This window comes from Olleya aquimaris, from assembly GCF_003259525.1.
Lineage (GTDB): Bacteria > Bacteroidota > Bacteroidia > Flavobacteriales > Flavobacteriaceae > Olleya > Olleya aquimaris.
In genome coordinates, this window is the sequence record NZ_QLLO01000001.1 from 555889 (window position 1) to 580424 (window position 24536).

Genomic DNA, 24536 nt, shown 5'->3' on the forward strand with positions numbered 1-24536 from the left:
TTTAATATTATACTTGGACTTCTATATTTTAAGTAAATAGAGGTGTTAATTTTGGTAACAATTTTTTGTTACCATTTTTTTTTCAGTTACAGTACTTGTAATTATCCAGTAAATACTTTAAAACTTCATTATTTCTTAGAATATGGATAATGAGAATTATGCAAAAACACTATGTAATATATAAGAATAAAAAAAAATCATCCTTATATAATATTAATCTTACACAAAACAAGGGTTTTATTTGTTAAAATGATAAATACCGAAAACGTTTTCGGTCAATTTTTAGACGATTTTAATATTATTTTTTTGATAATCATGAAAAAAATCAAACATTCGTTAAATAATAGTTAAAGCTGTTATTTAAGGTTAAAATTTAAACAAACATAAAAACTAAATTAATTACTAACCCTAATATTAAATCAAATATGAAAAACAAATTACTTAAAAGAATAATCCTACCAATACTATTAGTGTGTGGTAGTTTTGTTTATGCTCAAACCTCTGTGTCAGGTGTTGTCTCTGACGCAACAGGTCCATTATTTGGCGTAAATGTTATTGTGAAAGGAACATCAAATGGTGCACAGACTGATTTTGACGGAAATTATACGATAAACAATGTGTCTAGTAATGATGTCCTAGTTTTTAGTTATGTTGGTTTTTCAACACAAGAAGTTCAGATTAATAATTTAACTACAATTAATGTTGTGTTAGAAGAGGATGCTGCACAATTAGATGAGGTAGTTATTATTGGATATGGTACAGCATCAGTTAAAGATGCAACTGGTTCTGTAGATGTTGTTGGTGAGAAAGACTTTAACAGAGGTGTAACAACTTCTCCAGAGCAATTATTACAAGGTAGAACAGCTGGTGTACAAGTAACCACTTCTAGTGGTGAACCAGGTGCTAGTGCATCTATTAGAATAAGAGGAGCTTCATCTGTAAGATCAGGAAATGACCCATTATATGTAATTGATGGTGTTCCATTCAATAATTCTTCAAATTCTCCAGGTTCTAGTACTGGTAATATTTCTGGTACAACTAGTGCAAAAAACCCTTTAAATTTTATTAATTCAGATGATATCGAATCTATTTCTATTTTAAAAGATGCGTCTGCAACTGCAATCTATGGTTCTCGTGCAGCTAATGGAGTTATTATTATTACAACTAAATCTGGAAAAAGAGGTGAAGGAAAATTAAATTATTCTTTTACAACTACAACGTCTACTGTTGCTAATTCTTACGACTTGTTAAGTAGTAGTGCTTTTGCAAGTGCTAATCCTGCAGCAGATGCTGGATCTAGTGTAAATGCGTTTGATGAAATTACAAGATCAGCACCAACATCACAACACAACTTATCTTATTCTGGTGGATCAGAAAAAGGTAAATACAGAGTGTCTTTAGGGCTTTTAAATCAAGAAGGTATAATTGAAAATACTGGCTTAGATAAATATACATTAAACACTAATATTTCTCAAAAATTCTTTGATGATTTTATTGAAGTATCTGCTAGTGTTACAGCATCGCAAATTAACAGTGAAGCTACAGCTTTATCAGAATCTATTGGTGCTGAAGGTGATTTAATGACCTCTGCATTAAAATGGAATCCTACACAATCATTTTACAATGCAGATGGAACTTATTTTCAACCATCAGATAACCAAAGAAACCCTCTTGCTTTTCTAGATTACTTTAGTGATGATAGCGAAACAACTAAATTGTTTGGAAATGTAAAGGCTGCCATTAATTTTACTGATAATTTAAAATATGAATTTACTTATGGTTTTGACAGAACTAGTACTTATAGAGGTATTGGTGCCTCAAGATTATTAAATACTAATAACACTTTAGATAGAGGATTTGCTAGTGTGCAAAATTCAAGATTTTCTAATCAATTAATAACAAATACATTATCTTATAATAAAGATGTTAGCGAAGACTTTAATATCAACGCTGTAATTGGACATACTTATGAAAAGTACGAAGGTGGTGGAGAAAGTTTAGTGTTAAGAGATTTTGATTTTGATGATCAAAACTTTTATTTAGAAAATATCTTTGCTGCAGAAACTATAGACAGAAATGGATATGCATCTGCTTCTTACGATCCTGTTGCACGTGCTGTAGGATTTGTTCCAATATCGCTTCAATCATATTTTGCAAGAGGTATATTTAATTATAAAGGTAAATATATTTTAACTGCAACAGTAAGAGCTGATGGTTCAAGTCGTTTTGGAGGGAATAATAAATATGGATATTTCCCATCTATAGCAGCAGCTTGGAAAATTCATGAAGAAGGATTCTTACCAGAAAGCATCAATGAACTTAAATTAAGAGCAGGTTGGGGTCAGACTGGTAATCAGCAGTTTAACGCTGAGGCTTCTAAAGATGTATTTGTACCTCAAGATGGAGGTGGTGTAACACGATTAAATATTGGTAACCCAGATTTAAAATGGGAAACAAGTACACAAATAAATCTTGGAGTTGATTTTGAACTTTACGATGGTGTAGTTTCTGGTAACATTGATTATTTTAGAAAAAATACAGGAGATTTATTATTTAGATTGCCTGTTTCTCAACCAGGACCAGTAGGATCTTTCACATGGTCAAACTTTGATGATGAAATTGTAAATTCTGGTGTTGAAATTGGATTGAACTTTAAAGCAATTGAAAATGACAACTTTACATTAGATGTAGGAGGTAATATTTCCTTCTTAAAGAATGAAATTAATGGAAAAGATGCTTTTGCTAACTTTGGAACACCAACTGGTTTTGCTAGTGGTCAAGGACTTTCTGGAGAAAACTTACAATTACTATATGATGGACAACCATTATATGCATTTTACTTACCTGTATTTGAAGGATTTGATTCAAGTGGGTCACCTGTTTATGCAGACACCAATGGAGATGGAGTTGTAGATACTAATTTTGATCAACCAGGTGGAGGTAGTGATAGGGCTTTTGTAGGTGATCCTAATCCAAATATTAATATTGGATTGTATTTAAGAGCTAGTTATAAAGACTGGGATTTTATTGCTAATGGTTATGGTGCTTACGGACACCAAATTTATAATAACACTGCAAATGCTTTATTTAATGCTAGTGCACTTAATAGAGGAGAAAATGTTATTACAAGTGTGGTTGGAAACGGAGAAGATCCAAGTTCTAGTCCAATAGTTTCTACGAGATTTTTAGAATCAGGAGATTTCTTTAGACTTTCTAATGCTAGTATAGGATATACACTAAATGGTGATAAATTAGGTAAAATTGGTCAATATTTATCTAGTGCTAGAATATCTTTAACAGGACAAAACTTATTTATCATTACACCTTATAGTGGATTTGACCCTGAAGTAAATACTAATAAACAAGTAAATGGAGTTCCTTCATTTGGAATTGAATACTCTGGATATCCTAGAGCACGTTCATTTTCATTAGGATTAAATTTAAATTTTTAAAAAAAGAATTATGAAAAAACAATTAATTTTAGCATTAAGTGCTGTATTTATGTTTGCATGTACAGACCTTGAAGAAGATTTAGACGGACTTTTAGAAGAAAGTGGACTTTCAGATCAAGAAATAGTTTCTGGTCAAATTGCTTCAGCATATAACCAGTTGCGTTCATTTCAAACTGTAGGTAACCAGTATGTATTACAAGAGCATTCTACAGATGAAATGGCTGGTCCAACTCGTGGAGCAGACTGGGATGATGGTGGAGCATGGAGAGCATTACATTTACATTTATGGAATTCATCTCATCCTCAAGTAAATAATACATGGAACCAATTACTAGGTGGATTATTCTCTGCTATTGACGCCTTGTCAAGTAATCCAGGGGTTGAAGAAGAAGCAGTTGCAACGTTCTATATGAGCTTTTATATGTTCAATGCTTTAGATATATTTGGGCAAGTACCATTTAGAGAACCTGGTTCAAACTATGCAGATTTTCCAACAGTATTATCAAGAACAGAAGCAATAGATTATGCTATAAATTCTTTAGAAGCTGTATTTGATAATTTACCAGCAACATCAGAAAGTAATTCAGTAAATAGATATTCTGCAGCAACTTTGTTAGCTAAATTATATTTAAATAAAGCAGTTTACAAAGCTACTGATGCAGATGGAACACCTCAAGCAGGACCTTATACATTTGACAATAATGATATGCAACAAGTTATAGATTATTGCGATATAGTAATGGCTGGACCATATAGTTTACAAACTAATTACTTTGATATGTTTGCGCCTGACAATACTGCTTTATCAACAGAAGATATTTTAGTATCAGAGAATGATAATGCTACAGGTGGAAACTTAAGAGAGTTGTACTTTATGACACTTCACTATAATCAAGGAGGATGGAATGGCTTTGTAACTTTAACTGACTTATACGATAAGTTTGATGATAGTGATGCAAGAAGAGGAGGTTCTTATACCGGATTAACTGATGTTTCTGGATTAAATGCAGGAATTTTAGTTGGACAGCAATTTGATGAAAATGGAGTTCCTTTAGAAGATAGACAAGGTAATCCATTAAACTATACTCCAGAATTTGAAATTGCAACTTCTACAGAAGTTAGAGGGATGAGAGTAGTTAAATATTTACCAGATTATAATAATATAGATCGTCCTGCAAATGATTATGTAATCTTTAGACTTGCAGATGTGTTATTAATGAAGGCTGAAGCTATGGCAAGAATGGGTGGAGATCCTTCTGCTTTATTAACTACATTAAGAACAGCAAGAGGAGTAGAAACAGTATATACTGGAACTACTTTAAACGATATTTTAGATGAACGATCTAGAGAATTATATTGGGAAGGTTGGAGACGTAATGATCAAATTCGTTTTGGTACTTTTTTAGACCCTGTTCAGGAAAAACCAAATGCTTCTGATGTTACTAGATTGATATTTCCAATTCCTGCAACTGCATTAAGTACAAATCCTGATTTAAAGCAAAATCCAGGATATTAAAATAGAAAAATAATTTATTAAATTAGTCTTATTGAATTATTGTTCAAAAGAAAAAGGGGATATTCATCCCCTTTTTTTGACTTACAAAAAGAAAAATATTATCTTAAAAATTATTAATAGATCTGCAGTTTTTAATTTTATGAATAACAATATTTTAGCATTTTTAATTCTAATTCTTCTGGTTTCTTGTAAAGAAAAAACAACAAATAATGAGCAAAATTTGTTGTTTTCAAACCTAAATTCAACCCAGACTGGAATTAATTTCATCAATACCATAGAAAACGAAAAAGAGTTAAATATCTTCACGTATAGAAACTTTTATAATGGTGGTGGCGTTGCTATTGGCGATATAAATAACGATAGTCTTCCAGATCTGTATTTAACAGCCAATCAAGGTGAAAACAAACTGTTTTTAAACCAAGGTGATTTTAAATTTAAAGACATTTCAGAAACTGCTAAAGTAAAAGGGACTAACATTTGGTCAACTGGTGTGGTGATGGTTGATATAAATAATGATGGTTTATTAGACATTTATGTATGTAATGCAGGAAACGTAGAAGGTGATAATCTAAAAAACGAACTTTTCATAAATAATGGCGATTTAACCTTTACAGAGCAAGCCGAAAAATATAATCTTGCTGAAAACGGGCTAACAACGCATGCTGCTTTTTTTGATTATGACAAAGATGGAGATTTAGACGTCTATATACTTAACAATAGCTTTATTCCTGTTAACACCTTAAATTATTCTAATAAAAGAGATTTACGTGCTAAAGATTGGGAAGTGCCTGGTTTGTTAAAAGGTGGAGGAGATAAATTACTAAGAAATGATAACGGAATATTTGTAGATGTAAGCGAAGAAGCAGGAATTTTTGGAAGCCTTATTGGTTTTGGTCTTGGTGTAACAGTAGGCGATTTAAATAACGATAACTACCAAGATATCTACGTTTCTAACGATTTTTATGAACGCGATTACCTATACATTAACAATCAGGATGGAACATTTACAGAATCTATAAAAGATTGGACAACACATACTAGTCAATCTTCTATGGGAGCAGATATGGCCGATTTAAATAATGATGGCAACCCAGATGTATTTGTAACAGATATGTTGCCAGAACACAATAAAAGAGTAAAAGAAACTACGCTTTTTGAAAATTATGATCTATATCAGAGAAAACAAGGTTTAGATTTTGATCATCAATTCATGCAAAACAGTTTGCAATTAAACAGTGGTAATAACGATTTTTCTGAAATAGCCAATTTAAGTGGTGTCTCAAAAACAGACTGGAGTTGGGGAGCTTTATTATTCGATATGGATAATGATGGCAACAAAGATATATTTGTTTGTAACGGAATTTATCATGATTTGACCAATCAGGATTTCATGAACTTTTTTGCAAACGATATTATTCAAAAAATGGCGATTACAGGTGAAAAAGAAGAGATTTCTAACATCATTAATAAAATGCCAAGTAATCCTATAACCAATTATGCATTTCAAAATAATGGTCAATTAGGTTTTAAAAATGTAAGTAAAAATTGGGGTTTTGATAAGCCTACCTTTTCTAGTGGAGCAGCTTATGGCGATTTAGATAATGATGGCGATTTAGATTTGGTTATAAATAACGTAAATCAAGAAGCGCTAGTTTATAAAAACAATACCGAAACGGTTTCAAAAAACAAGTATTTAAAAATTCAATTAAAAGGGAAATCCCCAAATATTAATGCAATTGGAAGTAAAATTAAATTATTTTCTAATCAAGAAGTTATTCTTCAAGAAGTCATTCCGTCAAGAGGTTTTCAGTCTTCTGTAGATTATGTTCAAACTATAGGAATTGGAACAAAAACTATCGATTCTATTCAAATTATTTGGCCAGATGATTCATTTCAATCAAAATCAAATATTCTTCCAAATAAGAAGTACACATTCAATCAAAATAACGCATCTAATGTATTTAAACCTTCTTCTCAAAACAGTAAGACTTTCTTTACAGAAATTAAGAATACAAATCTAACACCTCATGATGAAAATAATCATGTCGATTTTAATTACGAAGGATTAATTCATCAAATGCTATCTAAAGAAGGACCAACAGTAGCTGTAGGAGATGTTAATCAAGACGGTTTAGAGGATGTTTTTGTTGGAGGAGCAAAAAAGCAAGAAGCACATTTATATATACAAGGCATTAACGGAACGTTTAAAAAACAAAACGATAATGGTTTTATTGAAGATATTAATTTAGAAGACACAGCTTCTGCTTTTTTTGATGCAGATGCAGATGGCGATTTAGACCTCATGGTTGGCTCTGGAGGTAATGAGATTAACGACGAGAAATTGTATAAAACTAGGCTATACCTAAACAATGGAAAAGGTGTGTTTACCAAAAGCAAAACTAATATTCCTGCAACATTTCATAATGCATCTGTAATTGCAGCTTTAGATTTTGATAATGATGGCGATATAGATGTTTTTGTAGGTAATAGAAGCGTTCCTGCGGTTTATGCTATTAAAGCAAAACATCAATTATTAGAAAATATTGGTAAAGGAGAATTTAAGGATATCACCCAAAGTAAAGCTTACGCCTTTAATACTTTAGGAATGGTAACTGATGCGGTTTGGACTGATATTAATGGTGACAATAAAAAAGATTTAATTATTACTGAAGATTGGGGAACGCCTAAAATTTTCAAAAATAACGGAAAACAATTAGTGCCATTTAAAACCAATTTAAGTAATTATTCTGGATGGTGGAATACTGTAAAAGTAGCCGATGTAAATAATGATGGTTTAATGGATTTAATTTTAGGTAATAATGGATTAAATTTACCTTATAAACCTTCAAAAGAAAAACCTATTAAAATCTATGTTAACGATTTTGATAATAACGGAACTATTGAGCAAATCTTAACAGAAACTATAGATGGTAAAGATGTACCAATTATTACTAAGCATGAATTAACAGCTCAAATCGTGTCTTTAAAAAAGAAAAATTTAAAGTTTTCTGATTATGCTACCAAATCCATTGATGAGTTGTTTTCAAAAGAAATTATAGACAATTCTATTGTTAGAGAGGTTAATACTTCAGAAACTGTAATAGCCCTAAATAGTAAAGAAGGTGTTTTTAAAATACAACCATTACCAGTTCAAGTTCAATTTTCAAGCGTTAAAGCCATACAGGTTTTAGATGTTAATAATGATGCTAATTTAGATTTACTTTTAGGTGGAAATCAATACCAACTAAAACCACAATATTCTAGATTAGATGCCAGTTTTGGTAGTCTTTTATTAGGAAATGGTAAAGGTGATTTTAATTGGATAGATAAAAATAAATCTGGCTTTTTTGTTGAAGGTGAAATGAAAAATATTTCCATTGTAAAAGGAAAAAAAGACACATTTATTATTGCTGGAATTAATAATGAAAAACCTAAAATATTCAAGCTAAACAATGAATAAATTTATTTTATATAGTATCCTTTGCTTGCTTTTTTTGGGTTGTAACAAAAATGCCAATAAACAATTTGATGTTTTAAGTCCAGATAAATCAGGTATTCATTTTTCTAATACTTTAAAAGATACTTTAGGTCAGAATATTTTAGATTATTTATACTATTATAATGGTGGAGGAGTAGCAATAGGAGACATCAATAACGATAATCTTCCTGATATTTTCTTTACCTCAAATCAGCAAAAAAACAAACTGTATATAAACAAAGGCAATCTTCAATTTGAAGACATATCTTTTAACGCTAAAATTGAAGGTGAAAATACGTGGAGTACAGGTGTTGCTATGGCAGATGTAAATAACGATGGTTTGTTAGATATTTATGTGTGTGCAGTTGTTGGTATTAATGGCTTTGTTGGTTCTAACGAGCTATTTATTAATAATGGTGACTTAACCTTTACAGAAAGTGCAAACGCTTATGGTTTAGATTTTGATAATTACAGCTCTTCTGCTACGTTTTTTGATTACGATTTAGATGGCGATTTAGATATGTACTTATTAAATCATGCTATTCATTCTGAAGAATCTTTTGGAAAAGCCAGTATTAGAAATAACAGAACTTACGAAAGTGGCGATAAATTACTTAAAAACAATAACGGAAAATTTGTTGATGTAAGTGAGGAAGCAGGTATTTATGGAGGCGCAAATGGTTATGGTTTAGGGCTGGCAATTTCAGATTTTAATGCGGATGGCTTTCCAGATATTTATGTAAGTAACGATTTTCATGAAGACGATTACTACTATTTAAACAATGGAAATGGCACTTTTACCGAAACATTAAAAACACATTTTGGACATGTTAGTAAGTTTTCAATGGGTAATGATGCTGCAGATGTTAATAATGATGGTTTTCCAGATTTAATTACTTTAGATATGTTGCCTGAAGACGAAAAGGTACTAAAATCTTCTGCTGGAGACGATAATATTCAAATTCAAAATTTACGTATAAAGCAATATGGTTACCACTATCAGTATGCAAGAAATATGCTTCAAATTAACCAAAATGGAGGCAGTTTTACCGAAACAGCTCTAATGAGTAATCTTGCTGCTACAGATTGGAGTTGGAGTCCGTTAATTGCAGATTTTAATCAGGATGCTAAACAAGATATTTTTATTGCAAACGGAATTCCTAAACGACCAAATGATTTAGATTATATAAAATACATTTCAAATAGTCAGGTTAAAAAGAAAATGGAAACCACAAACCTAATCGATAAAGAAGCTCTAAACTTTATGCCTGACGGTAAATTGAAAAATAATTTTTTTGAAGGTGATTCAGATTTAAAATTTAATAATAAAACCCAAGATTGGGTTAGCCAAAATGCTACTTATTCTACAGGTTCCGCTTATGGCGATTTAGATAATGATGGCGATTTAGACATCATAACCAACAATATAAATGCTCCAGCAAGTATTTATATTAACACAACTAATGCTTCAAAAAACTACCTAAAACTAAAGTTTAAATACACTAATAAAAACCGTTTTGGTATTGGTGCTAAAGCCATAATATATCATAAAAATAAGTTGCAATCTAAAGAGTTGTATGTACAACGTGGTTTTCAATCGTCCTCTCAACCTATTTTGCATTTTGGTCTAGATTCTATAAAAACCATCGATTCAATAAAAGTTATTTGGCCTAACAAAACGTTTCAAACATTAAAAAATGTAGCCTCAAATCAGACTTTAGATGTTTCAATAGATAATCCAAAAGCACATGATTATAAGGTTGCAACTACCAATAATCATTCTGTTTTTAATTTAGAGGAAGACAATTTAGGAATCAATTACACACATTCCGAAAATAATTATATAGATTCTAACAGAAATAAATTAATTCCATATCAAATTTCAGATAGAGGTCCAGCACTTGCTATTGGCGATTTAAATAATGATGGTAAAGCAGATTTGTATTTAGGAAACGGAAAACATAATGCTTCAGAAATATATTTACAAAACGAATCTGGATTTATAAAATTTGAAGACAGCTTACTTACCAAACAGGCTTTAATTGAAGATAATTCAGCCATTATTTCAGATTTTAATAACGATAATAGTAACGATTTGCTGGTAGCTTCTGGTGGTGGAGAATTTTTTGGTAAATCTAAAGCCCTTCAAAATAATTTATACACAACTGCTAATAACAGTTTACAAGCATTACCATTTCCAGAAGGTTTTGAGGATACTTCGGTTATTAAAGCAATGGATTATGATGCAGATGGAGATTTAGATGTTTTTGTTGGAAATGCCTCGATGTCTAACGATTTTGGGAACAGTCCAAAAAGTTACATCTTAGAAAATAACAAAGGGACTTTCTCTAAAAAATCGTTAGGTAAATTAGGCATGGTTAGAGATGCCATTTGGACCGATTTTAATAACGATAATAAACAAGATTTAATTGTAGTTGGCGAGTGGATGCAACCCTTGTTTTTAGAGAATACTAATGGCGAATTTATAGATAAGTCCAGCAATTATATCTCCAATCCACTAAACGGATTATGGCGTGCAATTATACCTTTTGATATAGATGGAGATGGCGATTTAGATTATCTGCTTGGAAATTGGGGAACCAACTCAAAATTTAAAGCTTCAGAAGCGTTTCCTATGCTTATGTACTATTCAGATTTTGATAATAACAACAAAACGGAAACCCTTTTAGCTATCGAGAAAAATGGTGTGTATTATCCGCAAGAAGGATTAGATGAGTTAAGTTCACAATTGGTAAGTCTTACTAAAAAGAAGTTTACTACCTATAAAGACTTTGCAGGAAAACCTATTAACCAAGTTTTTGATGAGGCAGTTTTAAATAAAGCAACCACGTTGAAGGTACATACGTTAGCATCTGGATTTTTAAGGAATACCAATGGTAAATTTAAGTTTGTTCCGTTTAATAATCAATTACAAGTATCACCAATTAATTGTTTCACAAAACTCAAAATATCTGGTAAAGAACAAGTGCTTTGTGCAGGAAATTACTTTGGCGTAAAACCTTATCATGGCAGATTTGATGGTTTTTTAGGTGCACTAATTCAAAATGAAAATGAGATTAAATTAGGAAACACGCTAGGTTTAAACTTTTTTAATAAAGCGGTTACAAAACTAGACACAATAACAATAAATAATAAACAATATTTAATTGCTGTAATACATAATGAAGCTATTCAAATTTATCAAATACAATAAAATAATTGCAATACTTACAATAAGTATGTTATTACATAGCTGTAATACCAAACAAGAACCTATTGATATAACTGCAAACGATTTTTACAATGGTGTAGATCTTGTAACGCAAATAATGGTACACGATATTTTTTCGCCACCTGTTGCTAGCCGAATTTACGCGTACCCAAACATTGCTGCTTTCGAAATAATAGCACAAAATGATAGTGCTTATAAATCTTTAGCAGGACAATTAAAAGGACTAAAACCAATTCCTAAAGCAAATTCTAAAGATGTTAATCTTAAAGTAGCAGCATTAGTTGCACATATGGAGTTAAGTAAATCGCTTGTTTTTTCTGAAGAAAAAGTAATACAATACAGAGATAGTTTATATAATATTTGGAGTAATAAAAACCTAAAACAATTTGAAGCTTCTAAAGACTATGGATTACAAGTAGTAAAAAGTTTAAAAACTTGGATTGATGTAGATAATTACCACCAAACAAGAACCATGCATAAGTACAATGTAGATGCAGATAATCCGTCGCGTTGGCAACCTACACCTCCAGCTTATATGGATGGTATTGAACCACATTGGAAAAAAATTAGAACCTTAGTTTTGGATTCTGCTTCGCAATATAAACCCGTTCCTCCTCCAGAATTTTCTTTAAAAAAGGACTCCCAGTTTTATAAAGAACTTTTAGAAGTGTATAATGTAAGTCAAGACATAACCCAAAAAGGAGATACCTCTAAAGAAATCGAAATTGCACAATTCTGGGATTGTAATCCTTATGTATCTGTAACACGTGGACACTTAATGTTTGCTACAAAAAAAATCACTCCAGGAGCACACTGGATTGGCATTACAAAAATTGCCTGTAAAAAAAGTGATTACGATTTTGAAGAAGCAGTATATGCGTTTACAAAAACATCCATTGCTATTTTTGATGGTTTTATTAGTTGTTGGGACGAAAAATACAGAAGTAATTTAATTAGACCAGAAACTTTAATTAATCAACATATAGACGAAACCTGGAAACCTATTTTGCAAACACCACCTTTTCCAGAATATACAAGCGGACATTCTGTTGTGTCTGGAGCAGCTTCAACCGTATTAACAACAATTTTTGGAGATAATTACTCATTTGATGATGATACTGAAGTGCCTTATGGTTTACCAATTCGATCATTTGCTTCATTTAATAAAGCAGCAGAAGAAGCTGCTGTTAGTAGATTATATGGCGGAATTCATTACAGGGCTGCTATAGACGAAGGGCTTACACAAGGAAGAAAAGTGGGGAATTTAGTGGCTAATAATGTGAAAATGAAATAATTTAAATGAAGAAAACTAGCTTATATATTATCTTAATAATAGCAGTATTTACTGCTAGTTGGTATTTTTTAATTAAAGATTACGATTATAAAGTAACGTTTAAAACAACGCATGCTCCAGGAACCGTTTATTCTACATTAATTGGCTGGAATAATTGGGAACCAAATTCTACACAAGCAGTAACAACCATTTCAAAAAAACCGTTTTCAGAAATTGAACAAAACCTGAAAGTTTCAGACTCAATTATAAACATTAAATGGTCAATACATAAAGAGTCCGATTCCATCACAAAAGTAACAGCGTTATTAAAGGATACAGAACATAGTTTTATTCAAAAATTAAAAGTGCCATTTACTAAAACAGATTTTGTAAAACGAAGTATTAATACTGTTAGCAAAATAAGAAAAGGATTAAAAATCCATGAAGAAGAATACAAAGTATCTTCAGTTACAAAAGAAGTTTTTCCTGCTCAAAATTGTGCTTACATAACTTTATCTGGTAAGTTAAACGAAAAAGCTAAGCTAATGATGACGCATACCATAGATGTCATGAATTATATAAGAAATAATGAATTGCAATTAACTGGACATCCTTTTTTAGAGGTAACCAATTGGAATCAAAAAGAAGATATAATGACTTTCGATTTTTGTTTTCCTATTGCAAAACAAGATAGTTACCCAAAATCTGAAATGGTAAAAATTAAAACTTCAGATAAAAAAGAAGCTATAAAAACCATGTTTAATGGTAATTATAGAATTTCAGATAGAGCATGGTTTTCATTAATCGATTATGCAAAAAATAAAAATATTGCTATAAACGAATTGCCAATAGAAGTGTTTTTAAATGATCCGCATTCTGGAGGAAACGAATTAGAATGGGAAGCAGAAGTATTTATGCCAATTAAAAAATAACTCATTATGAAAAATAATTCTTATGTATTATTAATACTAGTTACATTTATTTTGGTAGCATGTAGCACGTCTAATAATACTACTGTTATTACATCGCCAGATAAAAATATTTCTATAGAATTTGGGTTGTCAAAAACAGGTGAGCCAATGTATATAGTGTCTCACAAAAACAAAACAATTATAGATACCTCGTACATAAGTTTTGATTTTAAAGATTTACCTTCATTAAAAAGTGATTTTAAAATAATAAAAACAACATCAGGATCTTCAGATGAAACTTGGCAAATGCCTTGGGGAGAACAATTAGAAGTTAGAGACAATTATAACGAATTGGTTGTTTTTTTAGAAGAACAATCCAATAAAAAACGACAATTAAACATCCACTTTAAAGTATACAACGATGGTTTAGGTTTTAGGTATGAATTTCCTGAACAAGCAAACTTAAAAGATATTTTAATTACAGACGAAAACACACAGTTTAACCTCACAGGAAACCATAAAGTATGGTGGATTCCTGGAGATTGGGATATTTATGAGCATTTATATAATCAAACAAATTTTGCAGATATTGATGCACTTTCTAAACAAAACCATCCAAATTTATCAGCAACATATATTCCAGAAAATGCTGTAAATACTCCAGTTACAATGAAAACTGATGATGGTTTGTACTTAAGTTTTCATGAGGCAGATTTAACTAATTATGCTGGTATGACGCTAAAAGTAGATGCTGACAATTTAAGTATGACTAGTGCCTTGGTAGGATCTGAAAGATTAGGCGGAAAAGCAAAAGTAACAGTGCCATTCAATACACCTTGGAGAACTATTCAAATAGCCGAAAAAGCTGGCGATTTAATAGAATCTAAAATGATATTAAATCTTAACGATCCAAACGCAATTGGCGATGTTAGTTATTTTACACCAATGAAATACGTTGGTATTTGGTGGGAAATGCATATTGGTAAATCCACTTGGGATTTAGAAGGAAGCCAAGACATGAACACTTATACAACAGGTAAAGTTGGGACTTCGCGTCATGGAGCTAACACAGAAAATGCGAAACGGTTTATAGATTTTGCATCTGCAAATGGTATTAAAGGTCTGTTAGTTGAAGGCTGGAATACAGGTTGGGACAAATGGATAAGTAATGACAGAGAAGGTGTTTTCGATTTTATGACGCCTTATCCAGATTACAATTTTCCAAAAGTTATGGATTATGCTAAAGCTAAAGGTGTTGAGGTGATTATGCATCACGAAACCTCTGCTGCACCACTTACTTACGAAAAACAAATGGATGTAGCTTATGATTTTATGAAGTCGAATAATATTAATTCGGTTAAAACAGGTTACGTTGGTAAAATAATTCCAAAAGGAGAATACCATCATGGACAATGGATGGTCAATCATTATCAAAAAGTTTTAGAAGAAGCTGCTAAAAAGAAAATTGCAGTTAATGCACACGAGCCAATAAAAGCAACAGGAAAACGCAGAACGTATCCAAATGCTATTGCAAGAGAAGGGCTAAGAGGTCAAGAGTTTAATGCTTGGGCTTCAGATGGCGGAAATCCACCAAACCATATTCCAACTGTTGCGTTTACCAGAATGTTATCTGGTCCAATAGATTATACTCCTGGTGTATTTAATATTAAGTTTAACGAGTTTAAAAAAGACAATCAGGTCAATACAACCTTGGCACATCAATTAGCCTTGTATGTTGTTATTTATAGTCCATTACAAATGGCTTGCGATTTACCAGAACATTATATGAAAAATGGTAAAATACATCCAGCATTTCAATTTATTACAGATGTTGGTGTCGATTGGCAACAATCTAAGGTGTTAAGTGGCGAAATAGGAGAACATGTAACTATTGCTAGACAAGAAAAAAATACTGGCAACTGGTTTGTAGGAGGTGTTACAAATGAAAATGAAAGAACAGAATCTCTAACTTTCGATTTTTTAGAAGAAGGCATTAACTATAAAGCTACAGTTTACAAAGACACTAATAAATCACATTGGGACACCAATCCAGAAGCTTATACAATTGAAACTTTAAAATTAACTAAAGATTCAGTTTTAGATATTAAACTAGCTTCAGGTGGAGGTTTTGCAATAAGTATCAAAAAAAAATAACTAATACACTAAGACATGGAAATAAAAAAACCTAGATTATCCTTTTGGCAAATTTTTAATATGAATGTCGGATTCTTAGGGATTCAATATAGTTTTGGTTTACAGCAAACTGCTATAAATCCAATCTTTTTGTATTTAGGAGCACCAGAAGAGATGTTACCTATTTTAAATATTGCAGGACCTGTTACAGGATTATTAGTGCAGCCTATTATTGGAGCCATGTCAGATAAGACATGGTCTAATCGTTGGGGAAGACGAAAGCCTTATTTCTTAATTGGAGCCTTGTTAGGTAGTCTGTGCTTATTTGCATTTCCGCATAGTCCAGTACTTTGGTTTGCAGTAGGTTTATTATGGATTCTAGATGCTGGAAACAATATGGCAATGGAGCCTTATCGTGCGTTTGTTGGAGATAAATTACCAGAAAAACAGTTAAGTTTAGGATTTCAAATGCAAAGCTTATTTGTTGGAGCAGGAATTTTACTAGCCAATGGTTCCATTGTTTTATTTCAATATTTATTTGGAGGAGACTCTGTAGAAGTTGCAGGTACTATACCACAATGGCTATATTATTCATTTTACATTGGTGCTTTCTTGTCTTTAACAACCATTTTATGGTCGGTTTTTAAAACACCAGAAATTCCACCAAGTAAAGAGGAACTAGCAGATATTAATGCTATAAAAGCATTACCACTTAAAAAGCGTATATCACAACCTTTTGCAGAAATTGCCGAAGCTATAAAACAAATGCCAAAATTTATGTGGAAAATTGGAGCTGTATATCTATTTCAATGGTATGCACTCTTTATTTACTGGCAATTTACAACACCATTATTTAAACTAACTCTTGGCTATTCAACATCTGAAGCAGCATCACAAGCAGCAAAAATGAGTTTAACCTACAACATAGTAACTATGGTAGTGGCTCTTGCTTTAGTGCCATTAACTTTACGTTTTGGAGGTAAAAAAGTTTATGCCTTAAGTTTAGTAGGTACAGCAATCGCTTTATTTACAATACCATTTATTTCAGATCCAATGTTAGTACTTGTACCAATGGTTTTATTTGGAATAGGTTGGGCTGCAATGATGGGAATTCCTTACACAATGGTTTCAAAAATTGTACCTCAAGACAGAAGAGGTGTGTATATGGGTATTTTAAATATGATGATTGTTATTCCAATGTTTATACAAACGCTAACTTTTGGTCCAATTTATAAATATATATTAGGAGGAAGTGCTGTAAACGCCATGTTATTTGCTGGTGTATTTTTTATTATAGCAGCTTTTTTAGCGTTTCGATTAAATGAAAAAAAAACGATAGTTAACAATTAATCATTTGTCATGAAATATACAGGTACAATAATTTTAATTCTGTTTTTTTCATTTTTATCATGTAAAAATGAGTCTAATAATAAAAATTCTAAAGATGTGTCTTATCAAGTAGATATTGAAAGCACCTTAGAACAATTGTTAAAGCAAGAAGATACGGATGGTGATAAAAAAATTACTGTGGAAGATATATCGCCAAAATTATTTCAATTAAAATCAAATTCTGGAAACATATTTCAAATAGAAGGTACATATAAACTATCTAATTTACTTCAAGAGCTAGTATTTGCTCAAAATAAAGGTCAAACAATTGCCAATATTAAACCAAAATACATTAACGAACCTCCTGTTGATAGAACATCACGATTAATAAAAAACTATTATTGGGATGGTCTCACAAGACACTTGGATAAGGATGGTGTTGAAGCATTAATTAAAGACTCCAAAAATAAAAATTTAATCTCCGAAGCGCTCAGAATTTATGTGCCATTCAAGGATTCAATAGCTTTTAATTACTTTAAAAAACTAGAGCAGGATTTACCCATTACAACAGTTAGGTTGCCAGAAATTATTACACCAAAATATGTAAAATCTATTAACAATCAACCTGGAATTTTATCATTAAAACTTGAAAATAGATGGGGAAAATTGCAAGGTGTACCCTTTGTTGTTCCAGGAGGACGATTTAATGAAATGTACGGATGGGATAGTTATTTTGAATCTGTAGGTTTAATTGTTGACGGTAGAGTAGATTTGGCAAAAGCTATGGCAGATAATTTTCAATATGAGATTGAGAATTACGGAAAAATTCTAAATGCAAATAGATCCTATTACCTTACCAGAACGCAACCACCTTTTTATTCAAGTTTAATTACAGAAGTTTTTGAAGTAACACAAAACAAAAAATGGTTAGAAAACCATTTGGATACTGCAATTAAAGAATATGAAACTGTTTGGATGGAAAACGGTATCAGGTTAACAGAAAATGGACTAAACCGTTATTTATCACAAGGTATTGGTATGCCACCAGAATGTGAAGAAGGTCATTTTGATGCCATTATTAAACCTTATGCGTCTGTAGCAAACTTGTCTGTTAAAGAATATATTAAACGCTATCAAAATGAATTAGAATCTAACCCAGAACTTGACCCTTACTTTGTTCATGATAGAAGTATGAGAGAATCTGGTCATGACACGTCTTATCGCATTGAAGGAAATTGTGCAGATCTCAACTTGGTAGAGCTAAATGCATTTTTGTATAAGTACGAAAAAGACTTTGCTTTTTTAATAGCAAATCATTTTAATAATAAATTCACCACATCGTCAGGAAGAAGTTATACTTCAGAATATTGGGATGAAAAAGCAAAAAAACGTCAATCTATTTCAAGTAATCTATTATGGAATGATCAAAAAGGCATGTTTTTCGATTATAATATCGTTACCAAAAAACAATCCAATTTTGTTTCTGCAACAACTTTTACGCCAATGTGGTCTGGAATGGCATCTAATGAACAAGCAAAACAATTAGTTAATAAAGCCTTACCATTATTAAAAGAACAAGGCGGTATTGCAGCTTCAACAAAAGAAAGTAGAGGAGATATATCAGATAACAGACCAGCTAGACAATGGGATTACCCTAATGGTTGGGCGCCACACCAAATGATGATTTGGAAAGGACTTATTAATTACGGATACAATAATGAAGCACAAGAATTAATTTACAGATGGTTACATATGATAACCAAAAATGCTGTGGATTACAATGGGACAATTCCAGAAAAATACGATGTTGTAGCTGCCACACATAAAGTGTTTGCCGAATATGGAAACGTAGGTACCGATTTTGAATATATTACGCAAGAAGGTTTTGGATGGATGAATGCTTCTTATCAATATGGATTATCCTTATTAAAAAATCAGTATAGATTAGAGTTAAATAAGTTAGTAGAACCTAATAAACTATTCAATTAAATAAAAACTAAAACGTTTTAGTAAGTATTAAAGCCATTTTATTTAAGTAATTAATAAAAAATTACAAGAGGATTGTAAATTTATATTTATTACAATTAAAAGTAACAATTAAACTAGTATGATAGATATTTTATGTGTTGGAGAAGTCCTAATAGATTTTATAGGACATCAAGCTGAAGTAGAGATAAATGAAACAAGAGATTATCACAGATTTCTAGGTGGATCTCCAACAAATGTCGCAATGAATTCTGCTCGTTTAGGACTTAATGCAGTACTAGTTTCATCAGTTGGAAACGATGGATTTGGAGAATATATTTTTAAAAAATTAGCAGAAGTTGGTGTCGATGTGACTTACATGGATATTATTCATAAAAAACCAACAAGTGTTATTTTTGTTTCAAGATCTTCTGGGACTCCAGATTTTATTCCATTTAGAGAGGCAGATTGTATAATTTCCGAAAATCAAATTCCTACTGAAACTTTAAAAAAAACCAAAATATTCCATACCACATGTTTTGCTTTAAGTAAAAATCCTGCACAATCTACTATTTTAAAAAAAGCAGAAGAAGCCTTTAATTTAGGATGCCAACTTAGTATAGATATTAATTATTCTGATAAACTATGGAGCTGTCAAGAAGAAGCTTTAAATGTTATAAAATCCTATTGTAAATTAAATCCTCTAGTTAAAGTTAGTGAAGATGATATGTTTAGGCTTTTTGAGAAAAAATTACCAGATGAAGAAATTTTTAAGTTTTTTCATAATATAGGTGTTGATACTGTGTGCTTAACACTAGGTAGCAATGGAGTTAAGCTATCTCAAAAAAATAAAGACATCATACAGTTACCTGCAATAAAAATTGAAAAAATAATGGATGCAACAGGTGCTGGAGATGCGTTTTGGTCTGGATTTTTATATGCATACATCAATAAAAAAACTGTGGTTGAATGCTTAGAAGTTGCACTAAAATTAGCAGCTTTAAAGCTTCAAAATGTTGGTAGATTACCAGAAAATATTAATATAGTCTCCAAGCTTTTATAGCACTTCATAAATTTTATAAATAATTAATAAAATATGCCGACAAGTACAATCTCAAATGGTGTAATGCTAAATGCATATCCAGATAGTATTGGAGAAAAATGGAGCGATACCATAAGTATGCTTCAAAGAACAGAGTTTAAAGATGTTTTTTCTCTGTTTTATGTATTACCAACCTTTTTTAATAGCGATTTAGACAGAGGGTTTTCTATTATAGACTATAATTTAAATAAAGATTTAATAGCAGAAGAAGATTTAAAAGCTTTAAATAAACTTAATATCAAACTTAAATTTGATATTGTTTTAAATCACTTGTCAGTTGCTTCTCCTCAATTTAAAGATTTATTAAAACATGGAGACCAATCTAAGTACAAAGATTTTTTTATTAACTGGAATACCTTTTGGCAAGATCATGGCGATTTAAACGAAGAGGAAATAGTTATTCCTAAAAAACAGTATTTAGACAAATTGTTTATGCGTAAAGCTGGACTTCCAATATTAAAAGTACCATTTCCGGATGGTAGTGAGCAACCTTATTGGAATACTTTTTACCAAGAAATAAAGTACCATCCAATTTCAATAGAAGACTTAAAAAATGTAAAACAATTGTCTTCAAATCAAGCAAAGTTAATTTGCGATAAAGTCAATCAAGCAATACAAGACAGGCAAGATATTTCAACTATAGATTTTGGTACTGAAAACCATTTAAAAACTGAAATTATTGACGTTGTCAATAAAAAACGAACGTATTTAGGACAAATGGATGTTAACGCAAAATCACCATTAGTCTGGGATTTTTATGAAGACACCTTATCTAAGGTTAAAAGTTTTGGAGGCCAAATATTAAGATTAGATGCATTCGCTTATTTACACAAACAAGTTGGTCAATCCAATTTTTTTAATAAACCAGGTACTTGGCAGTATCTGGAAAGAATAAAACAAATAGCACAAAAAAACAACCTCATGTTATTACCAGAAATCCATGCAGAATATGGTTTAGGGTTACATGAGGAAGTTGCAAACAAAGGTTATTTTATTTACGATTTTTTCCTACCAGGATTAGTTATCCATACCCTTGAGACAGCTAATAATAAAGCCATTTTAAAATGGGCTAATGAGATTATCACCAAAGGATACAAGACTGTTAATATGTTAGGCTGTCATGATGGTATTCCTGTTCTAGATTTAAAAGGAAAAGAAGTAAATGGCTCTTATAACAAAGGATTACTGGAAGATGAAGAAATCGAAACTATAATGAATACCATTATAGAACGTGGTGGACGCGTTAAAAACTTATATGGACCCTCAGGTAAAAAAATATCTTACTATCAAGTAAATGCAACGTTTTTTAGTGCATTAGGAGAAGACGAACAAAAAATGTTATTAGCCAGAGCAATACAATTATTTATGCCTGGAATTCCTCAAATATGGTATCTGGATATTTTTGAAGGCAAAAATAATTATGAAGCTGCAGATAAAGCAGGAAGTGGTGGACATAAGGAGATAAACAGAACAACGTTAAGCTTAAACGATATTAATAAAGGACTAAAAAAGCAAAGCGTTCTAAATCAATTAGAAATTATTAAATTAAGAAATACTTCTAAAGCTTTTCAAGGAGAAGTTTCATTTAATAACACTTCTAAAAACATTATTGATGTCAAATGGGAAAATGAAGGGAGTTCGGTACACTTAAATGCAAATCTTAAAACATTTTCATTTAATATTACTTGCAAAGAAAATAATGAAACTAAAGTTTTGACCTACTAAATTTATATTTCAAAATCCCTAAAAACTCTGTACTGTTTTTCTATACTCTTTTCTCATAAAAACTTACATTTGTATTTCATAGTGTAATCAAAAAAAGTATGAGTAAGCAAAGCAAAAGAAGAGAAGCTTTAGTCTATCACGCCAAACCAACTCCAGGAAAAATTAAAGTGGTTCCAACCAAAAAATATGCTACCCAACGCGATTTGGCGTTAGCGTATTCTCCAGGTGTTGCAGAGCCTTGTTTAGAAATAGAAAAAGACGTTAATAACGTTTATAAATATACAGCAAAAGGTAATTTAGTTGCAGTTATATCCAACGGAACTGCGGTTTTAGGATTAGGAAATATTGGTCCAGAAGCTTCTAAGCCTGTTATGGAAGGTAAAGGCTTACTGTTTAAAATATTTGCAGATATTGATGTGTTTGATATAGAAGTTGGTACTGAAGATATTGAAGAATTTATTGCGACTGTAAAAAACATAGCACCAACCTTTGGAGGTATTAACCTAGAAGATATCAAAGCACCTGAAGCATTTGAGATAGAAAGACGTCTAAAAGAAGAATTAGATATTCCTGTAATGCATGATGACCAGCATGGTACTGCAATTATTTCTGCAGCAGCGTTATTAAATGCATTAGAATTAACAGAAAAGAAAATAGATGAGGTTACCATTGTAGTAAGTGGTGCAGGTGCAGCAGCAATATCGTGTACTAGATTGTATTTAGCATTTGGAGCTAAACGCGAAAACGTAGTGATGTTGGATAGTAAAGGAGTTATTAGAGACGATAGAGATAATTTAACCTCACAAAAAGCAGAGTTTGCTACACACAGAAAAATAGATACTCTAGAGGAAGCTATGCAAGATGCAGATGTCTTTATTGGCTTATCAACTTCAGATATTGTGACGCCAGAGATGTTAAACACTATGGCTAAAAACCCAATAGTGTTTGCTATGGCTAATCCAGATCCAGAGATCAACTACCAATTAGCTATAGATACCAGAGACGATATTATTATGGCAACAGGACGAAGCGATCATCCTAATCAAGTAAATAATGTTCTTGGATTTCCGTTTATTTTTAGAGGAGCTTTAGATGTTAGAGCTACCAAAATTAATGAAGCTATGAAAATGGCAGCGGTTAAAGCATTAGCAGATTTAGCTAAAGAGCCAGTCCCAGAACAAGTCAATATCGCTTATGGCGAAACACGTCTAACTTTTGGAAAAGAATACATCATCCCAAAGCCATTTGATCCACGTTTAATTGCAACAGTGCCTCCAGCAGTTGCCAAAGCAGCTATGGAAAGTGGTGTTGCTAAAGAGCCTATAGAAGATTGGCAGAAATATGAAGACGAATTATTAGACCGTTTAGGTAGCGATAATAAGATTGTTAGATTATTATTAAACAGAGCTAGATTAGACCCTAAACGTGTGGTGTTTACAGAAGCAGATTCTATAGACGTATTAAAAGCTGCACAAATTGTTTATGAAGAAGGTGTCGCTATTCCTATTTTATTAGGTAGAAAGGAAGAGATAGAACGATTAAAAGAAGAGTTAGAGTTTGATGCAGATGTGTTGATCATAGACCCTAAGTCTGACGAACAATTACAACAAAAAAATAAATACGCTAAAGTTTATTGGGAACAACGCAGACGTAAAGGAGTAACTTTACTGTTAGCAGAAAAACTAATGAGAGAGCGTAACTATTACGCAGCAATGATGGTTAATGAAGGCGATGCAGATGCTTTAATTTCTGGATATTCTAGAAGTTATCCATCTGTAGTAAAACCAATGCTAGAACTTATTGGATTGGCACCAGGTTCTACAAGAATTGCGACTACTAACGTTATGATGACGCAACGTGGACCAATGTTTTTAAGTGATACGTCCATAAACATCAATCCTTCTGCAGAAGACTTAACTAAAATCACACAGATGACCGCAAAAGTGGTTAAAATGTTTGGGATGGAACCTGTTATGGCAATGACCTCGTATTCTAATTTTGGGTCATCAAAAGATCAAACAGCAACTAAAGTTAGAGAAGCAGTATCTTATTTACACAAGAGGCATCCAGATTTATTGGTTGATGGCGAGCTTCAAACAGATTTTGCTTTAAACAGTAAAATGCTTCAAGATATTTTTCCGTTTTCAAAGTTATCTGGTAAAAAAGTAAACACACTTATTTTTCCAAATTTAGAATCTGCTAACATTACGTATAAACTTCTAAAAGAATTAAACAAAGCAGAGTCCATTGGACCAATCATGATGGGAATGCGTAAACCTGTACATATATTACAATTAGACGCTAGTGTAGATGAAATTGTAAACATGACAGCAATAGCTGTAATTGATGCGCAGCAAAAGGAAAAACAAGAACAAAATCATAAAAATAATAGCTAATTTGAAGTACAATTAATTTTCTTA

The 24536-nt window shown here is 31.5% G+C and carries 12 protein-coding genes; all 12 read left to right on the forward strand.

The window, feature by feature from the left end; genetic code table 11:
* The first annotated feature begins 425 nt into the window (after positions 1-425).
* The 12 genes from LY08_RS02460 to LY08_RS02515 all read left to right on the forward strand — a co-directional run bounded on the left by LY08_RS02460 (position 426) and on the right by LY08_RS02515 (position 24512).
* Positions 426-3452, forward strand: coding sequence for a SusC/RagA family TonB-linked outer membrane protein (locus LY08_RS02460; RefSeq protein WP_111658842.1), 3027 nt, complete (start codon positions 426-428; stop codon positions 3450-3452).
* 10 nt (positions 3453-3462) lie between these two features.
* A complete protein-coding gene (locus LY08_RS02465) occupies positions 3463-4968 on the forward strand; it encodes a RagB/SusD family nutrient uptake outer membrane protein (protein ID WP_111658843.1) in 1506 nt (501 codons plus the stop codon).
* A 139-nt stretch (positions 4969-5107) separates the two neighbouring features.
* The gene (locus tag LY08_RS02470) at positions 5108-8428 is read left to right on the forward strand and encodes a VCBS repeat-containing protein (protein WP_111658844.1); all 3321 of its coding nucleotides are present in this window, start codon (positions 5108-5110) and stop codon (positions 8426-8428) included.
* Positions 8421-11660: a VCBS repeat-containing protein gene (locus LY08_RS02475; RefSeq protein WP_111658845.1), complete on the forward strand. Its 3240-nt coding sequence runs from the start codon at positions 8421-8423 to the stop codon at positions 11658-11660. Before LY08_RS02470 ends, LY08_RS02475 begins: the two co-directional genes overlap by 8 nt.
* Positions 11629-12972 carry a vanadium-dependent haloperoxidase gene (locus LY08_RS02480; RefSeq protein ID WP_111658846.1) on the forward strand — a complete coding sequence of 448 codons (1344 nt, stop codon included), beginning with the start codon at positions 11629-11631 and terminating at the stop codon, positions 12970-12972. The genes LY08_RS02475 and LY08_RS02480 overlap by 32 nt, the downstream gene beginning before the upstream one ends.
* A 5-nt stretch (positions 12973-12977) precedes the next feature.
* Positions 12978-13883 (forward strand): hypothetical protein, encoded by a 906-nt coding sequence (locus LY08_RS02485; RefSeq protein ID WP_111658847.1) that lies wholly within the window; start codon positions 12978-12980, stop codon positions 13881-13883.
* A 6-nt stretch (positions 13884-13889) separates the two neighbouring features.
* Complete coding sequence (locus LY08_RS02490) at positions 13890-16016, forward strand: glycoside hydrolase family 97 protein (RefSeq protein ID WP_111658848.1); 2127 nt, start codon at positions 13890-13892, stop codon at positions 16014-16016.
* Positions 16017-16031: 15 nt separating this feature from the next.
* Positions 16032-17345, forward strand: coding sequence for an MFS transporter (locus LY08_RS02495; RefSeq protein WP_111658849.1), 1314 nt, complete (start codon positions 16032-16034; stop codon positions 17343-17345).
* A gap of 9 nt (positions 17346-17354) precedes the next feature.
* Positions 17355-19313 (forward strand): trehalase family glycosidase, encoded by a 1959-nt coding sequence (locus LY08_RS02500; protein WP_111658850.1) that lies wholly within the window; start codon positions 17355-17357, stop codon positions 19311-19313.
* A 118-nt stretch (positions 19314-19431) separates the two neighbouring features.
* Entirely contained in the window at positions 19432-20352 is a 921-nt protein-coding gene (locus LY08_RS02505; RefSeq protein ID WP_111658851.1) for a carbohydrate kinase family protein, read from the forward strand.
* Positions 20353-20385: 33 nt separating this feature from the next.
* On the forward strand, positions 20386-22116 hold the full coding sequence (locus LY08_RS02510) for an alpha-amylase family glycosyl hydrolase (RefSeq protein ID WP_111658852.1): 1731 nt from the start codon (positions 20386-20388) through the stop codon (positions 22114-22116).
* A gap of 98 nt (positions 22117-22214) precedes the next feature.
* Positions 22215-24512 carry an NADP-dependent malic enzyme gene (locus LY08_RS02515; protein WP_111658853.1) on the forward strand — a complete coding sequence of 766 codons (2298 nt, stop codon included), beginning with the start codon at positions 22215-22217 and terminating at the stop codon, positions 24510-24512.
* Positions 24513-24536 lie beyond the last annotated feature (24 nt).

Excerpts from the sequence above, each read along its gene's own strand:
- LY08_RS02460 (WP_111658842.1), top strand. The coding sequence starts at position 426 with ATGAAAAACAAATTACTTAAAAGAATAATCCTACCAATACTATTAGTG.
- LY08_RS02465 (WP_111658843.1), top strand. The coding sequence starts at position 3,463 with ATGAAAAAACAATTAATTTTAGCATTAAGTGCTGTATTTATGTTTGCA.
- LY08_RS02470 (WP_111658844.1), top strand. The coding sequence starts at position 5,108 with ATGAATAACAATATTTTAGCATTTTTAATTCTAATTCTTCTGGTTTCT.
- LY08_RS02475 (WP_111658845.1), top strand. The coding sequence starts at position 8,421 with ATGAATAAATTTATTTTATATAGTATCCTTTGCTTGCTTTTTTTGGGT.
- LY08_RS02480 (WP_111658846.1), top strand. The coding sequence starts at position 11,629 with ATGAAGCTATTCAAATTTATCAAATACAATAAAATAATTGCAATACTT.
- LY08_RS02485 (WP_111658847.1), top strand. The coding sequence starts at position 12,978 with ATGAAGAAAACTAGCTTATATATTATCTTAATAATAGCAGTATTTACT.
- LY08_RS02490 (WP_111658848.1), top strand. The coding sequence starts at position 13,890 with ATGAAAAATAATTCTTATGTATTATTAATACTAGTTACATTTATTTTG.
- LY08_RS02495 (WP_111658849.1), top strand. The coding sequence starts at position 16,032 with ATGGAAATAAAAAAACCTAGATTATCCTTTTGGCAAATTTTTAATATG.
- LY08_RS02500 (WP_111658850.1), top strand. The coding sequence starts at position 17,355 with ATGAAATATACAGGTACAATAATTTTAATTCTGTTTTTTTCATTTTTA.
- LY08_RS02505 (WP_111658851.1), top strand. The coding sequence starts at position 19,432 with ATGATAGATATTTTATGTGTTGGAGAAGTCCTAATAGATTTTATAGGA.
- LY08_RS02510 (WP_111658852.1), top strand. The coding sequence starts at position 20,386 with ATGCCGACAAGTACAATCTCAAATGGTGTAATGCTAAATGCATATCCA.
- LY08_RS02515 (WP_111658853.1), top strand. The coding sequence starts at position 22,215 with ATGAGTAAGCAAAGCAAAAGAAGAGAAGCTTTAGTCTATCACGCCAAA.